An 18461-nucleotide genomic window follows, 5' to 3' on the forward strand; every position below is an offset into this window, starting at 1 on the left:
AACTGCGCGTGGGGAAAAAATGCATGGCTGGCCGGCATCACCGATGGCTAGCAAAAAACGACACCTCAGAGCCAGGCTCCAGGGTCGCCCCACGAAAAAAATCTACTTGGTCAGGATCAGTTTGCCCAGCTTGGTGGATTGCAGCTTGTACATCGATCCGTTGTGCGCGATCTGAACGCACTTGCCGCCCTGCAGCAGCGACAGGCTGTCGATGCTCGCAAGCCCTTCTGTCGCGCTCGGCGCGGCCTGGGTTGGGGCGTGCCCCTCGCCCGCATCGACGGCGGGCACGGCGGCTGCACGTCGCGGCACGCGCAACAGCGGACGGGTGATCGACAAGGTCTGCATGGCATCGGCTCCTCGGTGGTCAGTGCTTGCAGTGTACCCTATAAATACGATTGATTCTCATTTGACAACAACAAAAGCGATGCGGATACTACCCCGATGCACCAACATGGGCCGGCTCGGTTGTTGCTAACGCTATACGGGGAAACACCGGGCTCGCCCCTCCTTGCGCCGATGGACGCAGATTTACAATGTGAAAGCCCGTCACTGCCGCATTGAGCGGCGTTCAAACGAAAGACATTTCATGAAGACCCTCTTCCTTTCCCTGAGCCTGATTGGCGCCGCCGCCCTGGTCGGTTGCGGCAAGACCGAGACGCCGGCACCCCAAGCCGCGCCGGCTGCACCTGCTGCGGCACCCGCCCCCGCCCCGGCCGAGATGCCGGAACTCAAGGTGGCGATCGACCCGACCTACGAACCCTTCACCTTCAAGACCGCCGACGGCAAGCCCACCGGCTTCGACGTGGACATCGCCGAGGCCCTGTGCAACCAGATCAAGCGCAAGTGCGTGTATGTCGAACAGGTGTGGGACAGCATGATCCCTGGCCTGCAAGCCAAGAAGTACGACGCGATCATCAGCTCCATGTCCATCACAGAGGAGCGCCTGCAGGTGGTGGACTTCACGGACAAGTACTACTTCACCCCCAGCCGCATCGTGGTCAAGACCGGCACGGCCTACACCGATCCCGCTTCGCTCAAGGGCAAGAAGATCGGCGTGCTCAAGGGCAGCACGCAAGAGAAGTACGCCATGGGTGAGCTCAAGCCCGCTGGCGTGAGCATCGTGCCCTACGAAGCCCAGGACCAGGTCTACCTCGACATCAAGTCCGGCCGTCTGGACGGCACCGTGGCCGATCAGGTGGAAGTCAACGGCGGTTTCCTGCGCAAGCCTGAAGGCGCGGGCTACGGCTTCGTCGGCCCCGTGCTGAACGAAGCGAAGTACTACGGCACCGGCGTGGGCGTGGCGCTGCGCAAGGGCGAGACCGCGCTCAAGGACGAACTCAACGCGGCCATCAAGACCATCCGCTCCAACGGCGTCTACGACACGATCGCCAAGAAGTACTTCGACTTCGACGTGTACGGTAACTGACCGTCCCCGTTTTGTCCGGCTACTTCGCCTCGATCCTGCAGGGCGCCCTCCTCACGGTGGGCGTTTCACTGGCCGCCTTGCTGGTGGCCATCCTGCTGGGCCTGCTGGGCGCGGTGGCCAAGCTCTCCGGCCGCCCCCTGCTTGTGGGGCTGGCCACCGTCTACACCACGCTGGTTCGGGGCATTCCCGAGCTGGTGCTGATGCTGCTGATCTTCTACGGCGGCACCATCGGCCTCAACCACTTGCTGGCGGCCTCGGGCAGCAAAGGCTCGGTGGACATCAATCCGTTTCTCGCCGGCGTGCTCACCATCGGCTTCATCTACGGCGCGTACATGACGGAGACCTTCCGTGGCGCCATCCTCTCGATTCCCAAGGGCCAGATGGAAGCCGCCTGGGCGTTTGGCATGGGGCCGGTGCGCACCTTCCTGCGCATCACCGCCCCGCAGATGGTGCGCTACGCCCTGCCCGGCTTCACCAACAACTGGCTTGTGCTGATCAAGGCCACCGCGCTGATCAGCCTGATCGGCCTCAAGGAAATGACCTACCTGGCCAAGCAGGCCAGCGCGGCCACCCGTGAACCCTTCACCTTTTTCCTGTTTGCCGCGGCGCTGTTCCTGATCTACACCTCGGTGTCGCTCTGGGCGCTGCGCCGCCTCGAGCGGCGCTTCAGCCTTGGCGTGAAACGGGCGCACACCTGATGGGGTCCCGCACATGAAGTGGGAAGTCATCTTCCAGCCGGCCAACCTCGCCATGTACGGCGAAGGCCTGGTGACCACCTTGTGGCTGCTGCTGTCCTCGCTGGGCGTGGGCGCGGTGCTCGCGCTGCTGTTTGCGCTGGCACTCACCAGCTCCATCGCGCCACTGCGCTGGGTCGTCGGCGCCTACACCTATGTGATCCGCGGCACGCCGCTGCTGATCCAGCTCTACCTCATCTACTACGGGCTGGCGCAGCTGGACTGGATCCAGGCGCGCTGGAACGACGTGTGGCCTTGGACGCATTTCAAGGAGCCGTTCTTCTGCGCGCTGCTGGCCTTCAGCCTGAACACGGCGGGCTACACCGCCGAGATGCTGGCGGGAGCGATCCGCGAGACCGCCGCCGGCGAGATCGAGGCCGCGCAGGCCATGGGCATGAGCCCGGCCATGGCCATGCGCCGCATCGTCCTGCCCAGTGCCATGCGGCGCACCCTGCCGGCCTACAGCAACGAGGTGGTGATGATGTTGCACGCCACCAGCCTGGCCAGCACGGTGCCGGCGATGCTGGACGTGACCGCCGCCGCCAGCCGCATCTACTCCGACTACTACCTGCCGTTCGAGGCCTACATCTTCGCGGCCGCGATCTACCTCACCATCACGTTCAGCCTGGTGGGCGTGTTCAAGCTGGCCGAGAGGCGCTTCCTGGCCCATCTGGCCCCGCGCGGCCATTGATCGCCGAGAAAACCAGGTCGCCCCATGCAACGGACCGAGTACCCCCTGCTGAGCCCCAGCCTGGGCAGCCAGAAGACCCTCGTCGGGTTTCACTTTGGCACGGCCGGCGCGCGGCCCAAGGTGTATATCCAGGCCAGCCTGCATGCCGAGGAACTGCCCGGCATGCTGGTGGCCCACCACCTGCGCCAGCATCTGGAAGCCGCAGAAAAGGCCGGCCAGTTGCGGGGCGAGGTCGTCCTGGTGCCGGCGGCCAATCCAATCGGCCTGAGCCAGCGGCTGGACCACCGCGCCATGGGCCGCTTCGAGTTCGACACCGCACAGAACTTCAACCGGCACTACCCGGACATGGCCGCCGCCGTGCTGGCCGATGCCATTCCCCGCATGGGCGACGACCCGAAGGCCAACGTGGCCACCGTGCGCCGACTGGTCGGGCAGTGGCTCGAGGAGTGGGTGCCGGCGAGCGAACTCGAAAGCCAGCGCCGGCAATTGCTGCGGCTCTCGCACGACGCCGACCTGGTGCTGGACCTGCATTGCGACACCGAGGCCGTGATGCACCTCTACAGCGAAGAGGCGTGCTGGCCGCCCTTTGAGCCGCTGGCGCGCCTGCTGGGCTGCCAGGCCGTGCTGCTGGCCAGGGAATCGGGCGGCGGGCCGTTCGACGAACGCCTCTCCGGTCTCTGGTGGCAACTGGCCGCTGCCTTGCGGGATGCGGGCGTCTCGGCCCCCCTGCCCCAGGCCTGCGCGAGCACGACGGTGGAACTGCGTGGCGAGGCCGATGTCTCGCACGCCCATGCCCGCCAGGACGCGCAGGCCATCCTCGCTTTCCTGGCGCACGCCGGGGTGCTGGCTGCCGGCGCGCCGGCCCCGCTGCCGCCTCTGGCTTGCCAGCCCACGCCGCTGGCGGGTTCGCAGACGCTGCGCTCGCCCGTGCCCGGTGTGCTGGTCTTCCTCGTGCAACCCGGCGCCACGCTGGCGGTGGGCGATGTGGTGGCCGAGGTCATCGACCCCACCGCCGCCGGGGCCGCGCGGGTGCACGAAGTGCGTGCCGAGGTCGCTGGCGTGCTGTACGCCGCGGTGCGCGAACGTTACGTGGTTTCAGGCGGCGAGGTCGGCAAGATCGCTGGCGAGACGCCGTTCCGCTCAGGCGACCTGCTCGGGGCCTGAGTCTTATTTTTCATCGGCATCGAACATGACTGCAGAACCCACCGCCAACCGAACGCCCGGCCGCCCGCTGCTGGAGGTGCAGGACATCCACAAGCGCTTTGGCTCCAACGAAGTGCTCAAGGGCGTGTCCCTGCAGGCCAACGCGGGCGACGTGATCAGCCTCATCGGCAGCTCGGGCTCGGGCAAGAGCACGCTGCTGCGCTGCATCAACCTGCTGGAGCACCCCAACAGCGGGCGCATCGTGCTCGGCGGCGAAGAACTGCAGCTCAAGGCCGACCGCCATGGCGAACTGCGCGCCGTCAACGCCGCGCAGCTGCAGCGCCTGCGCACCAAGCTGGCCATGGTGTTCCAGCACTTCAACCTCTGGGCCCACATGACGGTGCTGCAAAACATCATCGAGGCGCCGGTCCACGTGCTGGGCATCCCCAAGGACCAGGCGGTGGACACCGCGCGCCGCTACCTGGAGCGCGTGGGCCTCAAGGGCGTGGAAGACCGCTACCCTTCGCACATGAGCGGCGGCCAGCAGCAGCGCGTGGCGATCGCGCGGGCGCTAGCGGTCGAGCCCGACGTGATGCTGTTCGACGAACCCACCAGCGCGCTCGACCCCGAACTGGTGGGCGAGGTGCTGCGCGTCATGAAGCTGCTGGCCGAGGAAGGCCGCACCATGGTGGTCGTGACGCACGAGATGGGCTTCGCCCGCGAGGTGTCATCGCACCTCATCTTCCTGCACAAGGGCTGCATCGAGGAACAGGGCGTGCCCCGCGAGGTGCTGGCCCGGCCCAAGAGCGAACGGCTCGCGCAGTTCCTCTCGGGCACCCTGAAGTAGGCCTCAGGGCGCGGCCGGTGGCCGCAGCTCCAGCGTCGAGCGCCACTGCGCCGGCTTCATCGTCAGCACGCGGTACCGCACCGACACCCAGGCATCGCTCATGTCGCGGTAGCGGCCCGAAAACACATTGCCGCTCTGCCCGGTCTGGTAGATGAATCGCGAGTTGTCCAGGTCCGCGAGGTCGTAGACCGCGCGCAGGCTGGCCGCGTGGCGATTGGCATAGGGCGCGTCGGCCTTGTCCAGGTGGTACTGCCCCACGTTCACGGTGAAGGGATCGCCTCCGGTGGGGGTGCGCACATCAAAGAGCGCCGCCAGCGGTTTGACGTTGCCAAACGGGCGGTGGGCCGAAATCGCGGGGTGGGCGTCGCCCCAGCGCCAGGCACGCAGGTCGTTGCCGTGCACCGCCTGCAGTTTGTTCAGCGCATCCGTCAGGGCCAGGCCACTGGCCGCCGCACAACCCGCGGTGCCGCACCAGCCTGCATCGTCGCGCTCCAGGATGCCCTCCACCGCGTTGCGAAAGAGCCGCTTGCCGTACATGCCTTCGAAGCGGGCCCGCCCCAGGCGTTCGCCGACCACGCGGCGCGTGAAGGCGTCGACCCAGGCGCTGTAGATCAGCGGCGCGGCGGCATCGGCGCGCATCTCGCCCTTGAAATCGCGCAGCACGGCCTGCGCGTCGGCCGCCAGCGGGTGGTCCGACACGGCCTTTTGCAGGAAAGGCAACAGGCGCACCGTGGCGGCCGATTGCTGGTCGGCGTGCATGGCGCGGAACGAATCCAGCGTGTGTTTCGGCGTCTGCGCCAGCATGGCCTCGATGCGCTCCTGGCGGTAGGGCACAGCCCAATCCTGGGTCAGGAAGTGCGGGTAGTCCGCCGCGTGGATGCGCTGGTTGGCGGTGGCGATCCAGCCGCGCGCACCGTCGTCCTGCGGCGTCTCCTCGTAGGGCAGCCAGCCGGTCCAGTCGTAGCGCGGGTCCCAGCCCGGCGCGGGCGCGACGCCGCGGATGTCGTTCTCCGGTGCGCGCAAGGGCACACGGCCCGCAGCCTTGTAGGCAATGCGCCCGCTGCGGTCGGCCATCACCACGCTCTGCATCGGCGAGTGGAAATCGCGCAAGGCCTTCTGCAGTTCGTCGACCGATTGCGCGCGGTTCGACTCCAGGGTGGCGACCACGTTGCGGTTGTCGGCGTCCAGCGCGGTCCAGCGCAACGCGAGCACGAAGCGCTGGGTGTCCATCACCTCGCCGTGGCGCGCCTGCGCATCGCTCAGCACAGGGCCGTGGCGGGTGCTGCGCACCATGTGGCTCACGTCGGCTTGTCCCTTGACGCGGATGGTCTCCATGCGCAGGCCGAAGTTGCTCCAGGCCGGCTCACCGGTGGTCGATGGCACACGGTACTGCGCGGGGTTGGCGGGGTTGATCTGCTCCAGGTAGAGGTCCTGCACGTCCGGGCCGGTGTTGGTGAAGCCCCAGGCCACCTGCTGCGTGCGGCCAAGCACCACGAAGGGCGTGCCCGGCAGCGTGGCACCGATCACGTCCATGCCCTTGATGCCATCGGCGTCGGGCGCCTGCAGCCGCGCGAAGTACCAGATGGCCGGCGCGCTCAGGCCCAGGTGTGGGTCGTTGGCCAGCAAGGGCATGCCCGAGGCGGTGCGCGAGCCGTTGACCACCCAGTTGTTCGAGCCCTTGCCCTCGATGTTGCCCAGTTCGTCGGCCCAGCGCTGCAGCTCCGAGCCGATCTGACCACGCGCGAAAGCCACGAGGCTGGACTCGGCCGGCGCGTCCGCCTTCGAGGTCGTCACGGGTTTGCCTCGGTAGACCCCGAGCTCCCGGTAGAGCCGGGCCAGGTCGGCCGTGGCGGCGGGCTGCTCGCCCGGGTACGGCGGGAACAGCTCCCACAAGGCCTTGGTGTCGATCGCCTCCAGCGCGGTGAACCGCGCGAACTCATTGCCCCAGTTGCCACCCAGGTCCAGCGCCATCATGAGCGACCAGGCCACGCAGTCCACCGGATCCCAGTAGCGCCCCGCGGCCGCCTCGTCGCGCGGGCTGATCCCGAGCAGCAGGAACTCTGGCGACGGCAGCTGTTCGGTGTGGGCGAAGAAGGCGTTCACGCCGTCGCTGTAGGCTTGCAAGGCTTCGCGGGCATCGGCCGGCAGGGCTTGGAGCTGCCGCTGCGCGGCGTGGCGGATGCCCAGCGTGCGCATGAGCTTGTCCGTCTCCAGCGTGGTCGGCCCCAGCACCTCGGACAAGGTCCCGCGCATGATGCGCCGGTTGAACTCCAGCTGCCAGCCGCGCTCCTGCGCGTGCACGTACCCCATGGCCATCCACGCATCGCGAGGCTTGCCGGCCAGGATGTGCGTGACATCGCTCGCGTCGCGGTGCACCTTCACCGGCGCGGACAGCCCGGCCAGGTTGAGGCTGCCATCGGTCTTGGGCAGGCTGCGCCAGCCGTAGAAAGCGGCCAGTGCGATGGCAAGCACCACCAGCAATGACAGCAAGGCAAAGAGTCGTTTGATCCAGCGCACGAAATGTCCCCACTGTTGTTGTCATCCCGACGGCGCGCGGGCATCCCGTGCGCCGCCTTGCGGCCTCGTCTGCCGCGCCTGCTTACTTCTCGATGCCGATCGGCCCGATCAGCATCTGGCCATCGACCAGCCGGAAGCGCACCGTGGGCGCGCTGAAATCGCTGAAAGGCGCGCCCATGGCGATCTCGCCATCGCTGTGCAGCAGGCACTCCTGGCGCCGCAGGGCGATCACGTTGTCGCCCGCGCCAAACCGCACCCAGGTGCCGTAGCTGCTGATGTCTTCGAGCACGTAGTTGCCCGAGCGGATGTCGATGCTGGCGTGCATGCGAGACACGCGCGGGTCGCTCACCACGAAATCGGCCTCCGGCACGCGGCCGATCTTCATCGGCAGGTCGGTCAGGCTGAACGCCTGCGTGGCGTCGAGCCAGGACAGCTCGAAGCCCCCGAACACGGACTCCTTCATCGGGCTCAGGGCGTGCAGGTCGGCCGGCAGCGTCAGGAACTCGGACAGCATCTCGGGCTGCCATTCGACGCGGAACACCTCGCAGGGCTCCACCCGGCCCTTGATGCGCATCGGCCCCAGGCTGCGGTTGCGCACGCCATGGCGGGGCCCGAGTTTGCGGATCACCGTGTCGGTGGCCATGATCTGCTCGGGGCCGGCCAGATCGCTCAGGCGCGAAGCCACATTGACCGCGTCGCCGAAGCAATCGCCATCGACCACCACGACCTGGCCGCGCGCCATGCCGATCTGCATCATGAGTTTGAGGCGGTCGGGCCATTGCATAACCCGTTTGGCGTGTTCCTGCTGGATCAACACCATTGCGTCCACCGCGTTGCGGTTGTTGGCAAACGACATCAGCACGCCGTCGCCCAGCATCTTGACCACGGTGCCCCCGTTCTCCACCCCCATGGAACCAATCCACTGGGTCAGCTTGGTGACGGCCTTGGTGGCGCGGTCGTTGCCCAGTGTTTCAAACACCGAGACGCTACCCGTCAGATCCACAAAAGCAATTGTCAGTTCAGCCATACGAGAGAAGACATATCCGCTGGATTACAACACACCACCCAGTGTGTGAATAAGTGTCGGGACACCGCTCTTGCGGGCCCCGAAACCACACGCGGGCGGCAAGAGAAAACCGCACCCGCCCCGACCCGCTTCAAGCCGCCCCTCGGAGCAGATTGTTAACGAATGCGTAAAAAGGTATTACAAACCTCATAAAGTCAATCAAAAATCGACGATAAACATATGATTTATTTGTTGTTTTTTGAGTGCTGTCAAACATTCCCGATTGCACATCCTTGGTGACGCGACGTATCCTGTATCCAATTAATACAAAGTCGTTGAGGCCACTTCCATGCGCTGGTTCAAACCCGGTATCCGCAACAGCATTTCCGCCCTTCTCAGCCCCGAGACGCGCAAGGACTCGCCCGAGTCCCTGGAGCCGGTGCGCGAAGCCATGCTCGCGGTGCTGGGCGAAGAAGGGGCCAAGGCCAATCCGCAGCTCACGCGCAAGCTCAAGTACCTGCACGACGCGCATGCCCTGTGGTTCGCGCGCGCCGAGATGGTGGCGGTGCTGAGCCAGCTGCATGGCGAAGCGCTGGCGGTGCATCGCGTGCAGAGCCTTTCTCCGGTGTTCCAGGGCCTGGTGCCCAAGAGCCTGATCGACGCCGGGCGCACGCGTCGACCCTGAGTACCCCGCAAGGCCTTCAGCCCCAGTAGATCAGGGCATCGCGCCCTTCCACCATCAGATCGATCTTGCGCCCCACGGGCAGCAGCACCTTGGTCGGCACGTGCCCGAAGGGCAGGCCGGTGAGCACCGGCGTCTTGGTGCGCGTGCGCAGCCAGTCGATCACCGTCTGCAGCTTGAAACCCCGGTCGTAGCCCGGCACCAGCTTGAATCGGTTGAACGAGCCCATCAGCACCGCCTTTTGCTGGCCGATGATCCCCGCGTTGAGCAACTGCGTGAGTTGTCGCTCGATGCGGTAGGGGTGCTCGTTCGCATCCTCGAGGAACAGGACGCCGCCCGGGATCGAAGGCAGGTACGGGGTGCCCACGAGCGCGCAGATGAGGTTGAGGTTGCCGCCCCGGCCAGCGTGGCACCGCGCAAGCAAAGCCGCGGGCGCTTCGGCGTCCTTGCCTTTGCGCGGCACAGCCTGGGCGTCCGAGGCGGGCAGCCGCCAGCCGGCACCTTCGCCATGGCCCACGAGCAGGTCGTCGAAGCAGGCTTCCATGATGTCGTCCGGCACTTCGGCTCCGAAATCCTCGCCCAGCGCCGGGCCACCCCAGGTGACGGCGCCGGTCTTGGCCAGCACCGCCATCTGCAGCGCCGTGAAGTCGCTCAGGCCCACGAACTGGGTGCCGCGTTCGATCGCCTTGGCGATCTTCCTGAAAGGCAGCTCGCCCAGGATGCGCGTGAGCCCGTAGCCTCCGCGCGATATCAGGGCGACGTCCGCGCCGCTGGCGGCAGCGCGCCCGATCGCGGCCAGGCGCGTGGCGTCATCGCCCGCGAAACGCATGTGGCTGGACAGGGCCGCCTCGTCGATCTCCACCTCATGGCCCAGCGCCTTGAGCCGCGCCACGCCACGGCGGAAGGCCGCCTTGTCGCGCACTGCGCTGGAGGGCGAGTAGATGTAGATGTGCTTGGCGCCGTGGTGGTGGCTGTGGTGGCAATCGGGGCTGCAGGCGGGCGTGTGACCGTGGCTCATGGTGTTGGGCGAAAAAGGGCTCGATTATCCGGGTGCGACCGCGGCGAAATGGCGCACCGCGGCCTGGGCGATGGCCTGGCCATGCTCCTGCACGAAGTGACCCGCCTGCGGCAAGCGCATGGGTTCGGGGCAGTGGCGGATCTGCGCGTGCAAGGCCTGCATGACCGCATCGCCGAGCACGGGGTCCTGCTGGCCGATGGCCATGAGGCTGCGGCCCTGCCATTCGCTGGACCAGAAGTCCCGTGCCTGGCGGCTGATGGCCGCGCCATCGTCGTCGGCGCGCTCGGGCACCATGGGAGGAAAGGCCCGCAGCGCCGCGCGGTGTCCCCGGTCCGGGAACGGCGCGTTGTAGGCCGCGCATTCGGCCGCGCTCATCTGCGGGTTGCCGCGCGCGAACAGGCGGGCCACGTCGAACTCGGGGTTCTGCGCGCACATGTCGCGCCAGGCCACGAAGCCAGGCGAGAGCGGCGCCTCACCGGTGGCCAGCGTGGTGTTCATCACCAGCAGCCCCCGGTAGCGCTGGGGCGCGGCAACGGGCAGGGTCAGGCCCAGCAGCCCGCCCCAGTCCTGCACCACCAGCACCACGTTGCGCAGGTCCAGGCGCTCGACGAATTCCAGCAGCACCTGACGGTGCCAGGTGAACGAGTGCGCACCGTCCTTCTTGGGCTTGTCGCTGCGGCCGAATCCGATCAGGTCGGGCGCGACCACGCGCGCGCCACTGGCCAGGAACGCCGGGATCATGTGCCGGTACAGGTAGCTCCAGGCCGGGTTGCCGTGCAGGCAGAGCCAGGTCAGGGGTGCGTCCTGCGGGCCTTCGTCGAGGTAGTGCAGGCGCAGGCCACCCAGCGCGGGCAGATCGCTCAGGTAATGCGGCGGCCAGGGGTAGCCCGGCAGGTTCTGGAAACGCTCATCGGGCGTGCGCAGGGCATCGTCTCGCAGGGGATGGGGGTTCACTCGACGCTCCTTGAAGAAATCGCGCAGCAATTGCGCGCCCTCCTGGGCCAGCACACCGCCTTGCACGGCGGTCTGGTGGTTGATCCTGGCGTGCCCGAACAGATCGAGCACCGAGCCGGCCGCACCGGTCTTGGGGTCGGCCGCGCCGAACACCACGCGGGCCAGGCGCGCGTGCAGCATGGCTCCGCTGCACATGGCACAGGGCTCCAGCGTCACGTAAAGCGAACACCCCTCGAGCCGGTAGTTGCCCAGCGCCTGGGCGGCCGCGCGCAAGGCGACGATCTCGGCATGCGCGGTCGGGTCGTGGCCGTCGATGGGGGCGTTGCGGCCGGTGGCGATCACGCGGCCATCCTTCACCACCACCGCCCCCACCGGCACCTCGCCGGCCAGGGCAGCGGCCTGGGCTTCGGCCAGCGCCAGGCGCATGAAGCGAGCGTCGTCGGGAACGGGCGTGTCGGGCATGCGGCGAGTGTAGGCCAGGGCCCATACCCCATCGGGTAAAATCCGAGGCTGGGTGTTCCCGCTGCCTGTCGCAGCGAAACAGGTTCAAGCGCTGGTCGGGCCGCCGCGCGGAGTTGCCACGACCATGAACCGAGCCCCTAGCCGGCAGAACCCGCCGCGCGCCCAGCTTGTTGCCGACCGCGCTTTCGCCGCCCTCTCCCGTTTCCTTCACATCGAAGCCGTCAGCGGCGTCGTGCTGCTGCTGGCAGCCGCCGTCGCCCTGATCTGGGCCAACTCGCCCGCCTCGGCCAGCTACCACGCCATCTGGCACGCGCCACTGACGATCGGCATCGGCCCCTATGTTTCTGAGCAGTCGCTGCATTTCTGGATCAACGACGCCCTCATGGCGGTGTTCTTCCTGGTCGTGGGCATGGAGATCCGGCGCGAGATCCACGAAGGCGCGCTGGCCAGCTTCCAGCTCGCCGCCCTGCCCCTGGCCGCCGCGCTGGGTGGCGTCCTGGTGCCCGCGCTGATCTACACGGCGCTCAACACCGACCCCACCACGCTGCGCGGCTGGGCCGTGCCCACCGCCACCGACATCGCATTCGCCGTGGGCGTGCTGGCGCTGCTGGGCCGCTCCATCCCGGGCAACGTGCGTGTGCTGCTGCTGGCCCTGGCCATCATCGACGACATCGTGGCGGTGCTCATCATCGCTTTCTTCTACTCCGGCGGCCTGGACTTCAGCGGCCTGCTGGTGGCCGGCCTGGGCGTGGCCATGGTGCTGGGCCTGCAACAGATCGGCATCGGCTCGGCCTGGGCCTACGTCTTGCCGGGCGCCGTGCTCTGGCTGGGCCTGCTGCAGACCGGCGCACACCCCACGCTGGCCGGCGTGGTGCTCGGCCTCATGACGCCCGTGCTGCCGGTGCGCATGCGCGGGCAGGCACCGGTGCTGCGCGTGCAGATGGCGCTGCACCCCTGGGTCGCCTACGGCGTGATGCCCCTGTTCGCGCTGGCCAACGCGGGCGTCACGCTCGACGGTGTGGACCTGGCCAGCGGCAACGCGCAGGCCGTGACCCTGGGCGTGGTGCTGGCGCTGGTGCTGGGCAAGCCGCTGGGCGTGCTTGGTGCCAGCTGGCTGGCCGTGCGCCTGGGCCTGTGCCGCCTGCCCAGCGGCGTGACCTGGTCCGGCGTGGGCCTCGTGGGCCTGCTGGCAGGCATCGGATTCACCATGTCCATCTTCATCGCCACACTGGCCTTCGACGATCCCCAATTGCTCGGCGCGGCCAAGCTGGGCGTGCTTCTGGCCTCGCTGGTGGCCGCTGTGCTGGGCTTGTCGTGGGGGTTTCTGCAGGCCTGGCGGGGCCGGCGCATCGCCCCTCTGGCATGATCGCGGCCTCTACTGGTTTTCCCTGATGCCACACGCCCCGCAACGCCGCTGGGAGCTCGACGCCCTGCGGGGCCTGATGCTCGTCCTGATGACGCTGACCCACATGCCGACGATGTACTCGTTGCCATCGGGTCAGCCGTTCGGCTTTGTCTCGGCGGCAGAGGGTTTCGTGTTCCTGTCGGCCTTCATGGCCGGGCGCGTCTATGGCCGCCGCGCGCGGCGCGACGGGCTGCCGGCCATGCAGGCCGCCTTCCATGAGCGGGCCCTCAAGCTCTACCTGTGCCAGCTGGGCCTGCTGCTCCTGGCGTTCACCGTGATCGCCTGGCTGGGGGTGTTCAACCGGCAAGGGGGCGTCACCGGCCTGCTCGAGTTCTTTTTCATTGACCCGCAGGCCGCCGTGGTCGGTGCCGCCTTGCTGCTGCACAACCCGCCGCTGCTGGACATCCTGCCGCTCTACATCGTCATGATGCTGGCCAGCCCGTGGCTGCTGCGCCGGGGCCTGCAACACGGCTGGCTCGGCGTGCTCGCCGCCAGCGGCCTGCTCTGGCTGGGTGAGCAATGGGGGCTCGGCCGGGGCGTGCACGAGCTGGTCGTGGCGCTGACCGGCCTGCCCATTCCGTACAAGGACATGGGCGCCTTCCACTGGCTGGCGTGGCAGGCCCTGTGGGTGGCGGGCCTGTGCCTGGGGGCGCGCGAACAAGCCTGGCCGCGCCTGCCAGGCTGGGTGCTGGCGCCGGCGGCCGTTTACGCCGGTGCCATGCTCGCCTGGCGCCACATCGCGGGCCAGGACCCCCTGCCCTGGCTGCCCGCCGTCGGCGTGCTGCTCGACAAATGGTCGCTCGGCCCCATGCGGGTGCTGAACTTCGCCAGCGTCTTCGTGCTGCTCATGGCCTGCGGCCCCTGGCTGGTGCGTGTGCTGCCACGACTTCACGCGCTGGAGCTGCTGGGCCGGCATTCCCTCTCGGTGTTCTGCGCGCACATCGTGATCGCGCTGTTCACCCTCGCCTTCTTTGGCTCGACCCAGGTGGTGCGCCCCTGGACCACCGACATCGCGCTGCTGCTGGCCGCCTTCGCCGGCCTGTTCGCGGTGGCCATGCTGGCGCAAGCGCGCGGGCGCCCCGGCCGGCGCCCCGGGGTGTTCTGGCGCGCGCGTTCCCAGACGCCTTGACGGCGGGCCGCGCGCCGGGGAACTTTGCGGCGCGGCGCGCCCCCGATCAGGCATTGATTCAACCGGCAGGCACGCCGCCTGCCCCCATGCCCACGCCATGAGCCAGGAAGATCGCCAGTGGGAACTGGACGCCATGCGCGGCTTGATGCTCGTGCTGATGACCCTCACCCACCTGCCCACGAAACTTGCGGACCCCCTGGGTCAGCCGCTGGGCTACGTATCGGCCGCCGAAGGCTTCGTGCTGCTGTCGGCTTACATGGCCGGGCGGGTGTACTCCGCCAAGGCCGACAGGCAAGGCGAGCAGGCCATGACCAACGCCTTCTTCAACCGCGCGCTCAAGCTCTACGCCTGCCAGCTCGCCCTCGTGCTGTTTGCCTTCACGGCCATCGCCGGCCTGGGCCTGGCGCTGCGCGAAGGCGCCGTGACCGACCTGCTCGCCTTCTTCCTCGAACGGCCGGTCGTCGCCACGCTGAGCGCCGGCCTGCTGCTTTACAGCCCGGCGCTGCTGGACATCCTGCCGATCTACATCGTGTTCATGCTGCTCAGCCCCCTGGTGCTGCTGCACGGCCGGCAGCACGGCTGGGGCGCGGTGATGGCGCTGAGCCTCGCGCTGTGGTTCGGCGCCCAGTTCGGCCTGGGCCCGGCGCTCTACCAGCTGGCCTTCGGCTGGTTCGACATGCCGGTGCGCTACCGCGACATGGGCGCGTTTGAAATCTTCGCCTGGCAGTTCCTGTGGACCATGGGCCTGTGGATGGGCACCGAACACAGCCGCCCGGACCACACCGCCACGCGCTTTCCCCGCTGGATGCTGCTCGCCGCCCTGGCGCTGGCGCTCAGCGCCTTTCTCTGGCGCCACGCGGTGGGCCAGACGCCCATGCCCAACGGCTCGGCGGTCAACCTGATGTTCGACAAATGGCACCTCGGGCCACTGCGCCTCGTCAACCTGCTGGCCCTGCTGGTGCTGGCCATGCATTTCGGCCCCTGGCTCAAGCGGCACCTGCCGCGCTGGCGGCCGCTGGAGACCCTGGGCAAGGCGGCCTTGCCGGTGTTCTGCGCCCACCTGGTGGTGGCCCTGCTGGCGCTGGCCGCGTTCGGCGCCACCCAACCCGCCAGACCCTGGTCGGTGGACCTGCTGATTCTGTTTGTGGCGTTCTACGCCCTGTGGGCCGTGGCCCGCGTGTCGCTGGGCCGGGACCGCCGCGCCGCAAAGCACGCCGGCCGACTCAGCCCTTCAGGTGCAGGGCGATGATGCGCTGCCACAGCGCGTAGCCCTCGGCATTGAGGTGCAGGCGGTCGCCCAGGAACAGCTCGGGGCGGGGTTGCCCATCGGCGCCCAGCATGGACGAGAACACGTCGATGAAGTCCAGGCTTGGCTCGGTCACGCTGTAGGCCTTGATGAGCTCGTTGGTCTCACGCACCGCCGCCAGCATGCCCGCGCGCGAGGGGCTGGGCTTGATGGAGACGAAGGCGATGCGGCTCTCGGGCAGGTCGGCCTTGACCGCGCGCACGAAGGCCGTGAAACGCTCCAGCACGTCGCGCGGCGTGGCGCCTTCGGAGAGGTCGTTCTCACCCGCGTACACCACCACCATGCGGGGCTTGTAGGGCAGCACCAGCCGGTCCACCAGCTTCACGCAGTCCAGCAGCTGCGAGCCGCCAAAGCCGCGCTTGATGACCACGGGCTGCTCGGCAAAGCTGGTCTCCAGGTCGTTCCACAGGCGGATCGACGAGCTGCCCACGAAGACCACGCCGCCTGGTTGCGGCGCCTGCTTCAGGTCGGCAGCGGCGAAGGCCTCGAAACTCGAACTCCAGCGCGGATCGACCGCCGCGAGCTGCCGGGCGACCGGGGGAAGCGCCACGGCCGGGCTCGCCGGCGCGGCCACCGCCAGCTGCACGGTCGGCGCTGCCAGGGACGCTGCGGGTGTTTCGGCCTGCGCAGTGGCCAAGGAGCCGATGCCCAGCGCACCGGCCAGGGCCAGTTGCAGGGGCAGCGAGAAGCGCGATGGGCGTGGGGGCAATGGGTGCAAGGTGGTCAGGGCTTGGTGCAGGCGCAGAATGGACAGCACCGCGCGCGGAAAGTTCATACCCCACCAGTGTAAGTATCGGTATCGGACCGGTCCACCCGGGTGTCCCCCAACTGTTGTCCGGATGCCCCAGACCGGTCCGTCCGTCGGAACCGTTGGACTCAGGTGGCCGCCGGTGGCACCACCAGCACGTCGTTTTCGGCCATTTCCAGCGCGCGCTGCGCCACGCTGCCCAGCAGCAGGCCCAGCACGCCACGGCGCTGCTGCGTGCCCAGCACCACCAGATCCGCCGGGTGCGCCTGACCATGGGCATTCAGCAGCAGGCCGGCGTCGCCATGCTCCAGCCAGGTGCGCAGGTTCCCCGCCTCGGGCCACTCGCAGGACTGGATGAAGGCCTCGGCCTCGCGCTGGGCCTGCGCCAGGCCGTCGGCGCGCACGCGCGCGGTGTCCACCCCCGCGATCGCCGGGTAAGGGTTGTTGAAGGCGTGAAACAGTGTGAGCTCGGCCTGCGGAAACAGCATGGCGGCCGTATGCAGGGTGTGGCGCGAGGCCGCTGTGAAATCGCTGGCCACGATCACATGGCTGTAGGCCGCGCGCGGCCGGTTGCGCACCACGAGCAAGGGCACGGGCGAACGGCGCGCCAGGGCATCGACGGTCGAACCCAGCACCACGCGGCTGAGCGCCTCGTTGCGTGCCACACCGGTCACGATCAGCCCGCAGCCTTCGGCCGAGGCCACCGTGAGCACGGTATCCGTGACCAGGCCCGGCTCCACCCGGGGCACCAGCGCGAGGTCGGCGTGCTCGCCCGCGAGGTCTGCGCGCAGGCGCTGCTCCACCATGGCCCGGCGCACCGCGCCACTGCTCAGGCCCGAAGCGCGCGACAGCACCGAGGTGGGCGCTTCGGCCGGCTCGGGCTCGACCACGGTCAGCGCGACCAGGCGCGCATCCCACTCGCGCGCCAGGCGCGCGGCGCGGTCCAGGGCGCGATCGCTGCGGCTGCTGAGGTCGGTGGCCAGCAGAATGTGGCGCGGGGTGGCAGGTGTGCTCACTCGAAAACTCCTTTCAAACGGGATTCAGGGCAAAGCCTGAAGACTAGGGCCAGTTCAGGGCCAGGGCGTTCAGGCCGTGCCCATGGCTTGATCTGAGTCAAGCCGCTGGCTGCGCCACGCGGTGCAGCGCCCTGACCAGGTCCGACTCCGTGATGATTCCGGCCAGCCGGCGCTCGGTGTCGATGATGGGAATGTGGTGATGTCCACCTTCCGAGAACAGGGGCACCAGCTCGCTCACGTGGCGATTGACGCTGGCCACGCGCACCTCGCGCGTCATCAGCTGGCCCACCACTTCCGGCTTGTCCGAATGCACCGCGCCGCTGCGCTTCATCAGCGCGCGCAGGCGCTCGCCGATGCCCTCGTGCCGGTCCAGCTCGGCATGCCGCATGAAATCCGAAACCGTCACGATGCCCACGATGCGCCGCGCCCGGTCCACCACGGGCAGGGCCTTGATGCGGTGCTGGCGCATCAACCCCCAGGCTTCGCGCAGCGGCGTGCCAAAGGACACCGCGATCGGCTCGGGCGTCATGATGTCGCCGCAGCGCAGGCTGCCGAAGTTGCGCTGGTAGGCCGCGGATTCGGCGTGGTGAAGCAGTCCCTCCAGATCGTCGCGGCTGACGTCCAGCACCTGGTTGTAGTGCGCCAGGGCCGCGTCGAGATCGGCCGCGCTGAAGCGGGCCGCGACGGCGGTCGGCTCCTGAGAGGCTCGCACCTGACCGTGGGGGTAGCGCCGCCCGCTCAGGCTGTTGTAGACCACGCCCGCGACCACCAGCAGCAGCGAGTTCACGAACATCGGGAAGGCCGCGAAATGAAAGCCCATCGCGCCCAGCGAGGTCAGCAGCGCGGTCGCGCCGCCGGGTGGGTGCAGGCAGCGCAGCGCAAACATCAGGGCAATCGCCGCCGCCACCGCCAGCGCCGCCGCCCAGGCCGGATCGGGCACCAGCATCGCGCAGGCCGCGCCCACCAGCGCCGAGAGCGTGTTTCCCCCCACCACCGACCAGGGCTGGGCCATCGGGCTCGCGGGCAGCGCAAAGACCAGCACCGCGCTGGCGCCCAACGGCGCCACCAGCCAGGGCCCCAGGGCACTGCCTCCGGCCCACCAGCGGCTCACCAGCGCCGTGAAGAGGATGCCCAGGCCCGCCCCGGCCACGCTGCGCCAGCGCTCCCGGGCGTCCACGCGCACCGGCGCCGGCCAGAACGCCGCGAGAAAACGGGTGGCGCCCTGGAAGCGCGCGACAGGAGGCTGGCCATCGGGGTTCAATCGGGTCTCCAGACGTCTTGAGATGGATCAAGGAAGCGCCGCATCGCGGCCCTGGCGCGCGCAGGGGCGCCCGATCTCCCATAAGATTGATTCTAGATGGATCTTTTTGCGCGCCG

17 protein-coding genes are annotated in these 18461 nt (G+C 68.4%); 9 read left to right on the top strand and 8 right to left on the bottom strand.

Annotation, left to right across the window (positions count from 1 at the left end; translation table 11 throughout):
- Nucleotides 1-102: 102 nt before the first annotated feature.
- The gene (gene hemP / locus KIT86_RS01855; protein ID WP_297394448.1) at nt 103-345 is read right to left on the bottom strand and encodes a hemin uptake protein HemP; all 243 of its coding nucleotides are present in this window, start codon (nt 343-345) and stop codon (nt 103-105) included.
- Nucleotides 346-586: 241 nt separating this feature from the next.
- On the opposite strand from hemP, the gene KIT86_RS01860 reads away from it, so the two are divergent.
- Genes KIT86_RS01860 through KIT86_RS01880 form a run of 5 tightly spaced genes read left to right on the top strand, consistent with a single transcriptional unit; the run spans nt 587 to nt 4841 of the window.
- Nucleotides 587-1426 carry an ABC transporter substrate-binding protein gene (locus KIT86_RS01860; RefSeq protein ID WP_297394452.1) on the top strand — a complete coding sequence of 280 codons (840 nt, stop codon included), beginning with the start codon at nt 587-589 and terminating at the stop codon, nt 1424-1426.
- Between the two features lie 11 nt (nt 1427-1437).
- Nucleotides 1438-2124 carry an ABC transporter permease subunit gene (locus KIT86_RS01865; protein ID WP_291118723.1) on the top strand — a complete coding sequence of 229 codons (687 nt, stop codon included), beginning with the start codon at nt 1438-1440 and terminating at the stop codon, nt 2122-2124.
- A 13-nt stretch (nt 2125-2137) separates the two neighbouring features.
- Entirely contained in the window at nt 2138-2851 is a 714-nt protein-coding gene (locus tag KIT86_RS01870; RefSeq protein WP_297394458.1) for an ABC transporter permease subunit, read from the top strand.
- Between the two features lie 24 nt (nt 2852-2875).
- Entirely contained in the window at nt 2876-4015 is a 1140-nt protein-coding gene (locus KIT86_RS01875) for a succinylglutamate desuccinylase/aspartoacylase family protein (protein WP_297394461.1), read from the top strand.
- A gap of 25 nt (nt 4016-4040) precedes the next feature.
- The gene (locus tag KIT86_RS01880; protein WP_297394463.1) at nt 4041-4841 is read left to right on the top strand and encodes an ABC transporter ATP-binding protein; all 801 of its coding nucleotides are present in this window, start codon (nt 4041-4043) and stop codon (nt 4839-4841) included.
- A 3-nt stretch (nt 4842-4844) separates the two neighbouring features.
- Here KIT86_RS01880 and KIT86_RS01885 read toward each other — a convergent pair whose 3' ends face one another.
- Nucleotides 4845-7358, bottom strand: a complete 2514-nt coding sequence (locus KIT86_RS01885) for a penicillin acylase family protein (RefSeq protein ID WP_297394467.1) — start codon at nt 7356-7358, stop codon at nt 4845-4847.
- An 82-nt stretch (nt 7359-7440) separates the two neighbouring features.
- Nucleotides 7441-8385, bottom strand: coding sequence for an adenylate/guanylate cyclase domain-containing protein (locus tag KIT86_RS01890; protein ID WP_297394469.1), 945 nt, complete (start codon nt 8383-8385; stop codon nt 7441-7443).
- Between the two features lie 328 nt (nt 8386-8713).
- Here KIT86_RS01890 and KIT86_RS01895 point away from each other — a divergent pair, with 328 nt between their 5' ends.
- Nucleotides 8714-9049, top strand: coding sequence for a hypothetical protein (locus tag KIT86_RS01895; protein WP_297394472.1), 336 nt, complete (start codon nt 8714-8716; stop codon nt 9047-9049).
- Nucleotides 9050-9065: 16 nt separating this feature from the next.
- On the opposite strand, the gene KIT86_RS01900 is transcribed toward KIT86_RS01895, so the two are convergent.
- Nucleotides 9066-10064 carry an LD-carboxypeptidase gene (locus KIT86_RS01900; protein ID WP_297394475.1) on the bottom strand — a complete coding sequence of 333 codons (999 nt, stop codon included), beginning with the start codon at nt 10062-10064 and terminating at the stop codon, nt 9066-9068.
- 24 nt (nt 10065-10088) lie between these two features.
- The gene (gene tadA, locus KIT86_RS01905; RefSeq protein ID WP_297394478.1) at nt 10089-11480 is read right to left on the bottom strand and encodes a tRNA adenosine(34) deaminase TadA; all 1392 of its coding nucleotides are present in this window, start codon (nt 11478-11480) and stop codon (nt 10089-10091) included.
- Between the two features lie 124 nt (nt 11481-11604).
- Between tadA and nhaA the strand changes: the two genes are divergently transcribed.
- The 3 genes from nhaA (at nt 11605) to opgC (KIT86_RS01920) (ending at nt 15263) form a co-directional block, all read left to right on the top strand.
- Nucleotides 11605-12846: a Na+/H+ antiporter NhaA gene (gene nhaA, locus KIT86_RS01910; protein WP_297394481.1), complete on the top strand. Its 1242-nt coding sequence runs from the start codon at nt 11605-11607 to the stop codon at nt 12844-12846.
- 25 nt (nt 12847-12871) lie between these two features.
- The gene (opgC, locus tag KIT86_RS01915) at nt 12872-14014 is read left to right on the top strand and encodes an OpgC domain-containing protein (RefSeq protein ID WP_297394484.1); all 1143 of its coding nucleotides are present in this window, start codon (nt 12872-12874) and stop codon (nt 14012-14014) included.
- A 97-nt stretch (nt 14015-14111) separates the two neighbouring features.
- Nucleotides 14112-15263 (top strand): OpgC domain-containing protein, encoded by a 1152-nt coding sequence (gene opgC, locus KIT86_RS01920; RefSeq protein ID WP_297394487.1) that lies wholly within the window; start codon nt 14112-14114, stop codon nt 15261-15263.
- Here the strand turns inward: opgC (KIT86_RS01920) and KIT86_RS01925 are convergent.
- The 3 genes from KIT86_RS01925 to KIT86_RS01935 all read right to left on the bottom strand — a co-directional run bounded on the left by KIT86_RS01925 (nt 15238) and on the right by KIT86_RS01935 (nt 18267).
- Complete coding sequence (locus tag KIT86_RS01925) at nt 15238-16095, bottom strand: SGNH/GDSL hydrolase family protein (RefSeq protein WP_297394490.1); 858 nt, start codon at nt 16093-16095, stop codon at nt 15238-15240. The genes opgC (KIT86_RS01920) and KIT86_RS01925 overlap by 26 nt on opposite strands.
- Nucleotides 16096-16196: 101 nt before the next feature.
- The gene (locus KIT86_RS01930; protein ID WP_297394492.1) at nt 16197-17084 is read right to left on the bottom strand and encodes a universal stress protein; all 888 of its coding nucleotides are present in this window, start codon (nt 17082-17084) and stop codon (nt 16197-16199) included.
- Nucleotides 17085-17181: 97 nt separating this feature from the next.
- Nucleotides 17182-18267 (bottom strand): HPP family protein, encoded by a 1086-nt coding sequence (locus tag KIT86_RS01935; RefSeq protein WP_297394692.1) that lies wholly within the window; start codon nt 18265-18267, stop codon nt 17182-17184.
- Between the last annotated feature and the right edge of the window lie 194 nt (nt 18268-18461).

It is taken from the genome of Hydrogenophaga sp. (assembly GCF_026125825.1).
Classification (GTDB): domain Bacteria; phylum Pseudomonadota; class Gammaproteobacteria; order Burkholderiales; family Burkholderiaceae_C; genus Hydrogenophaga.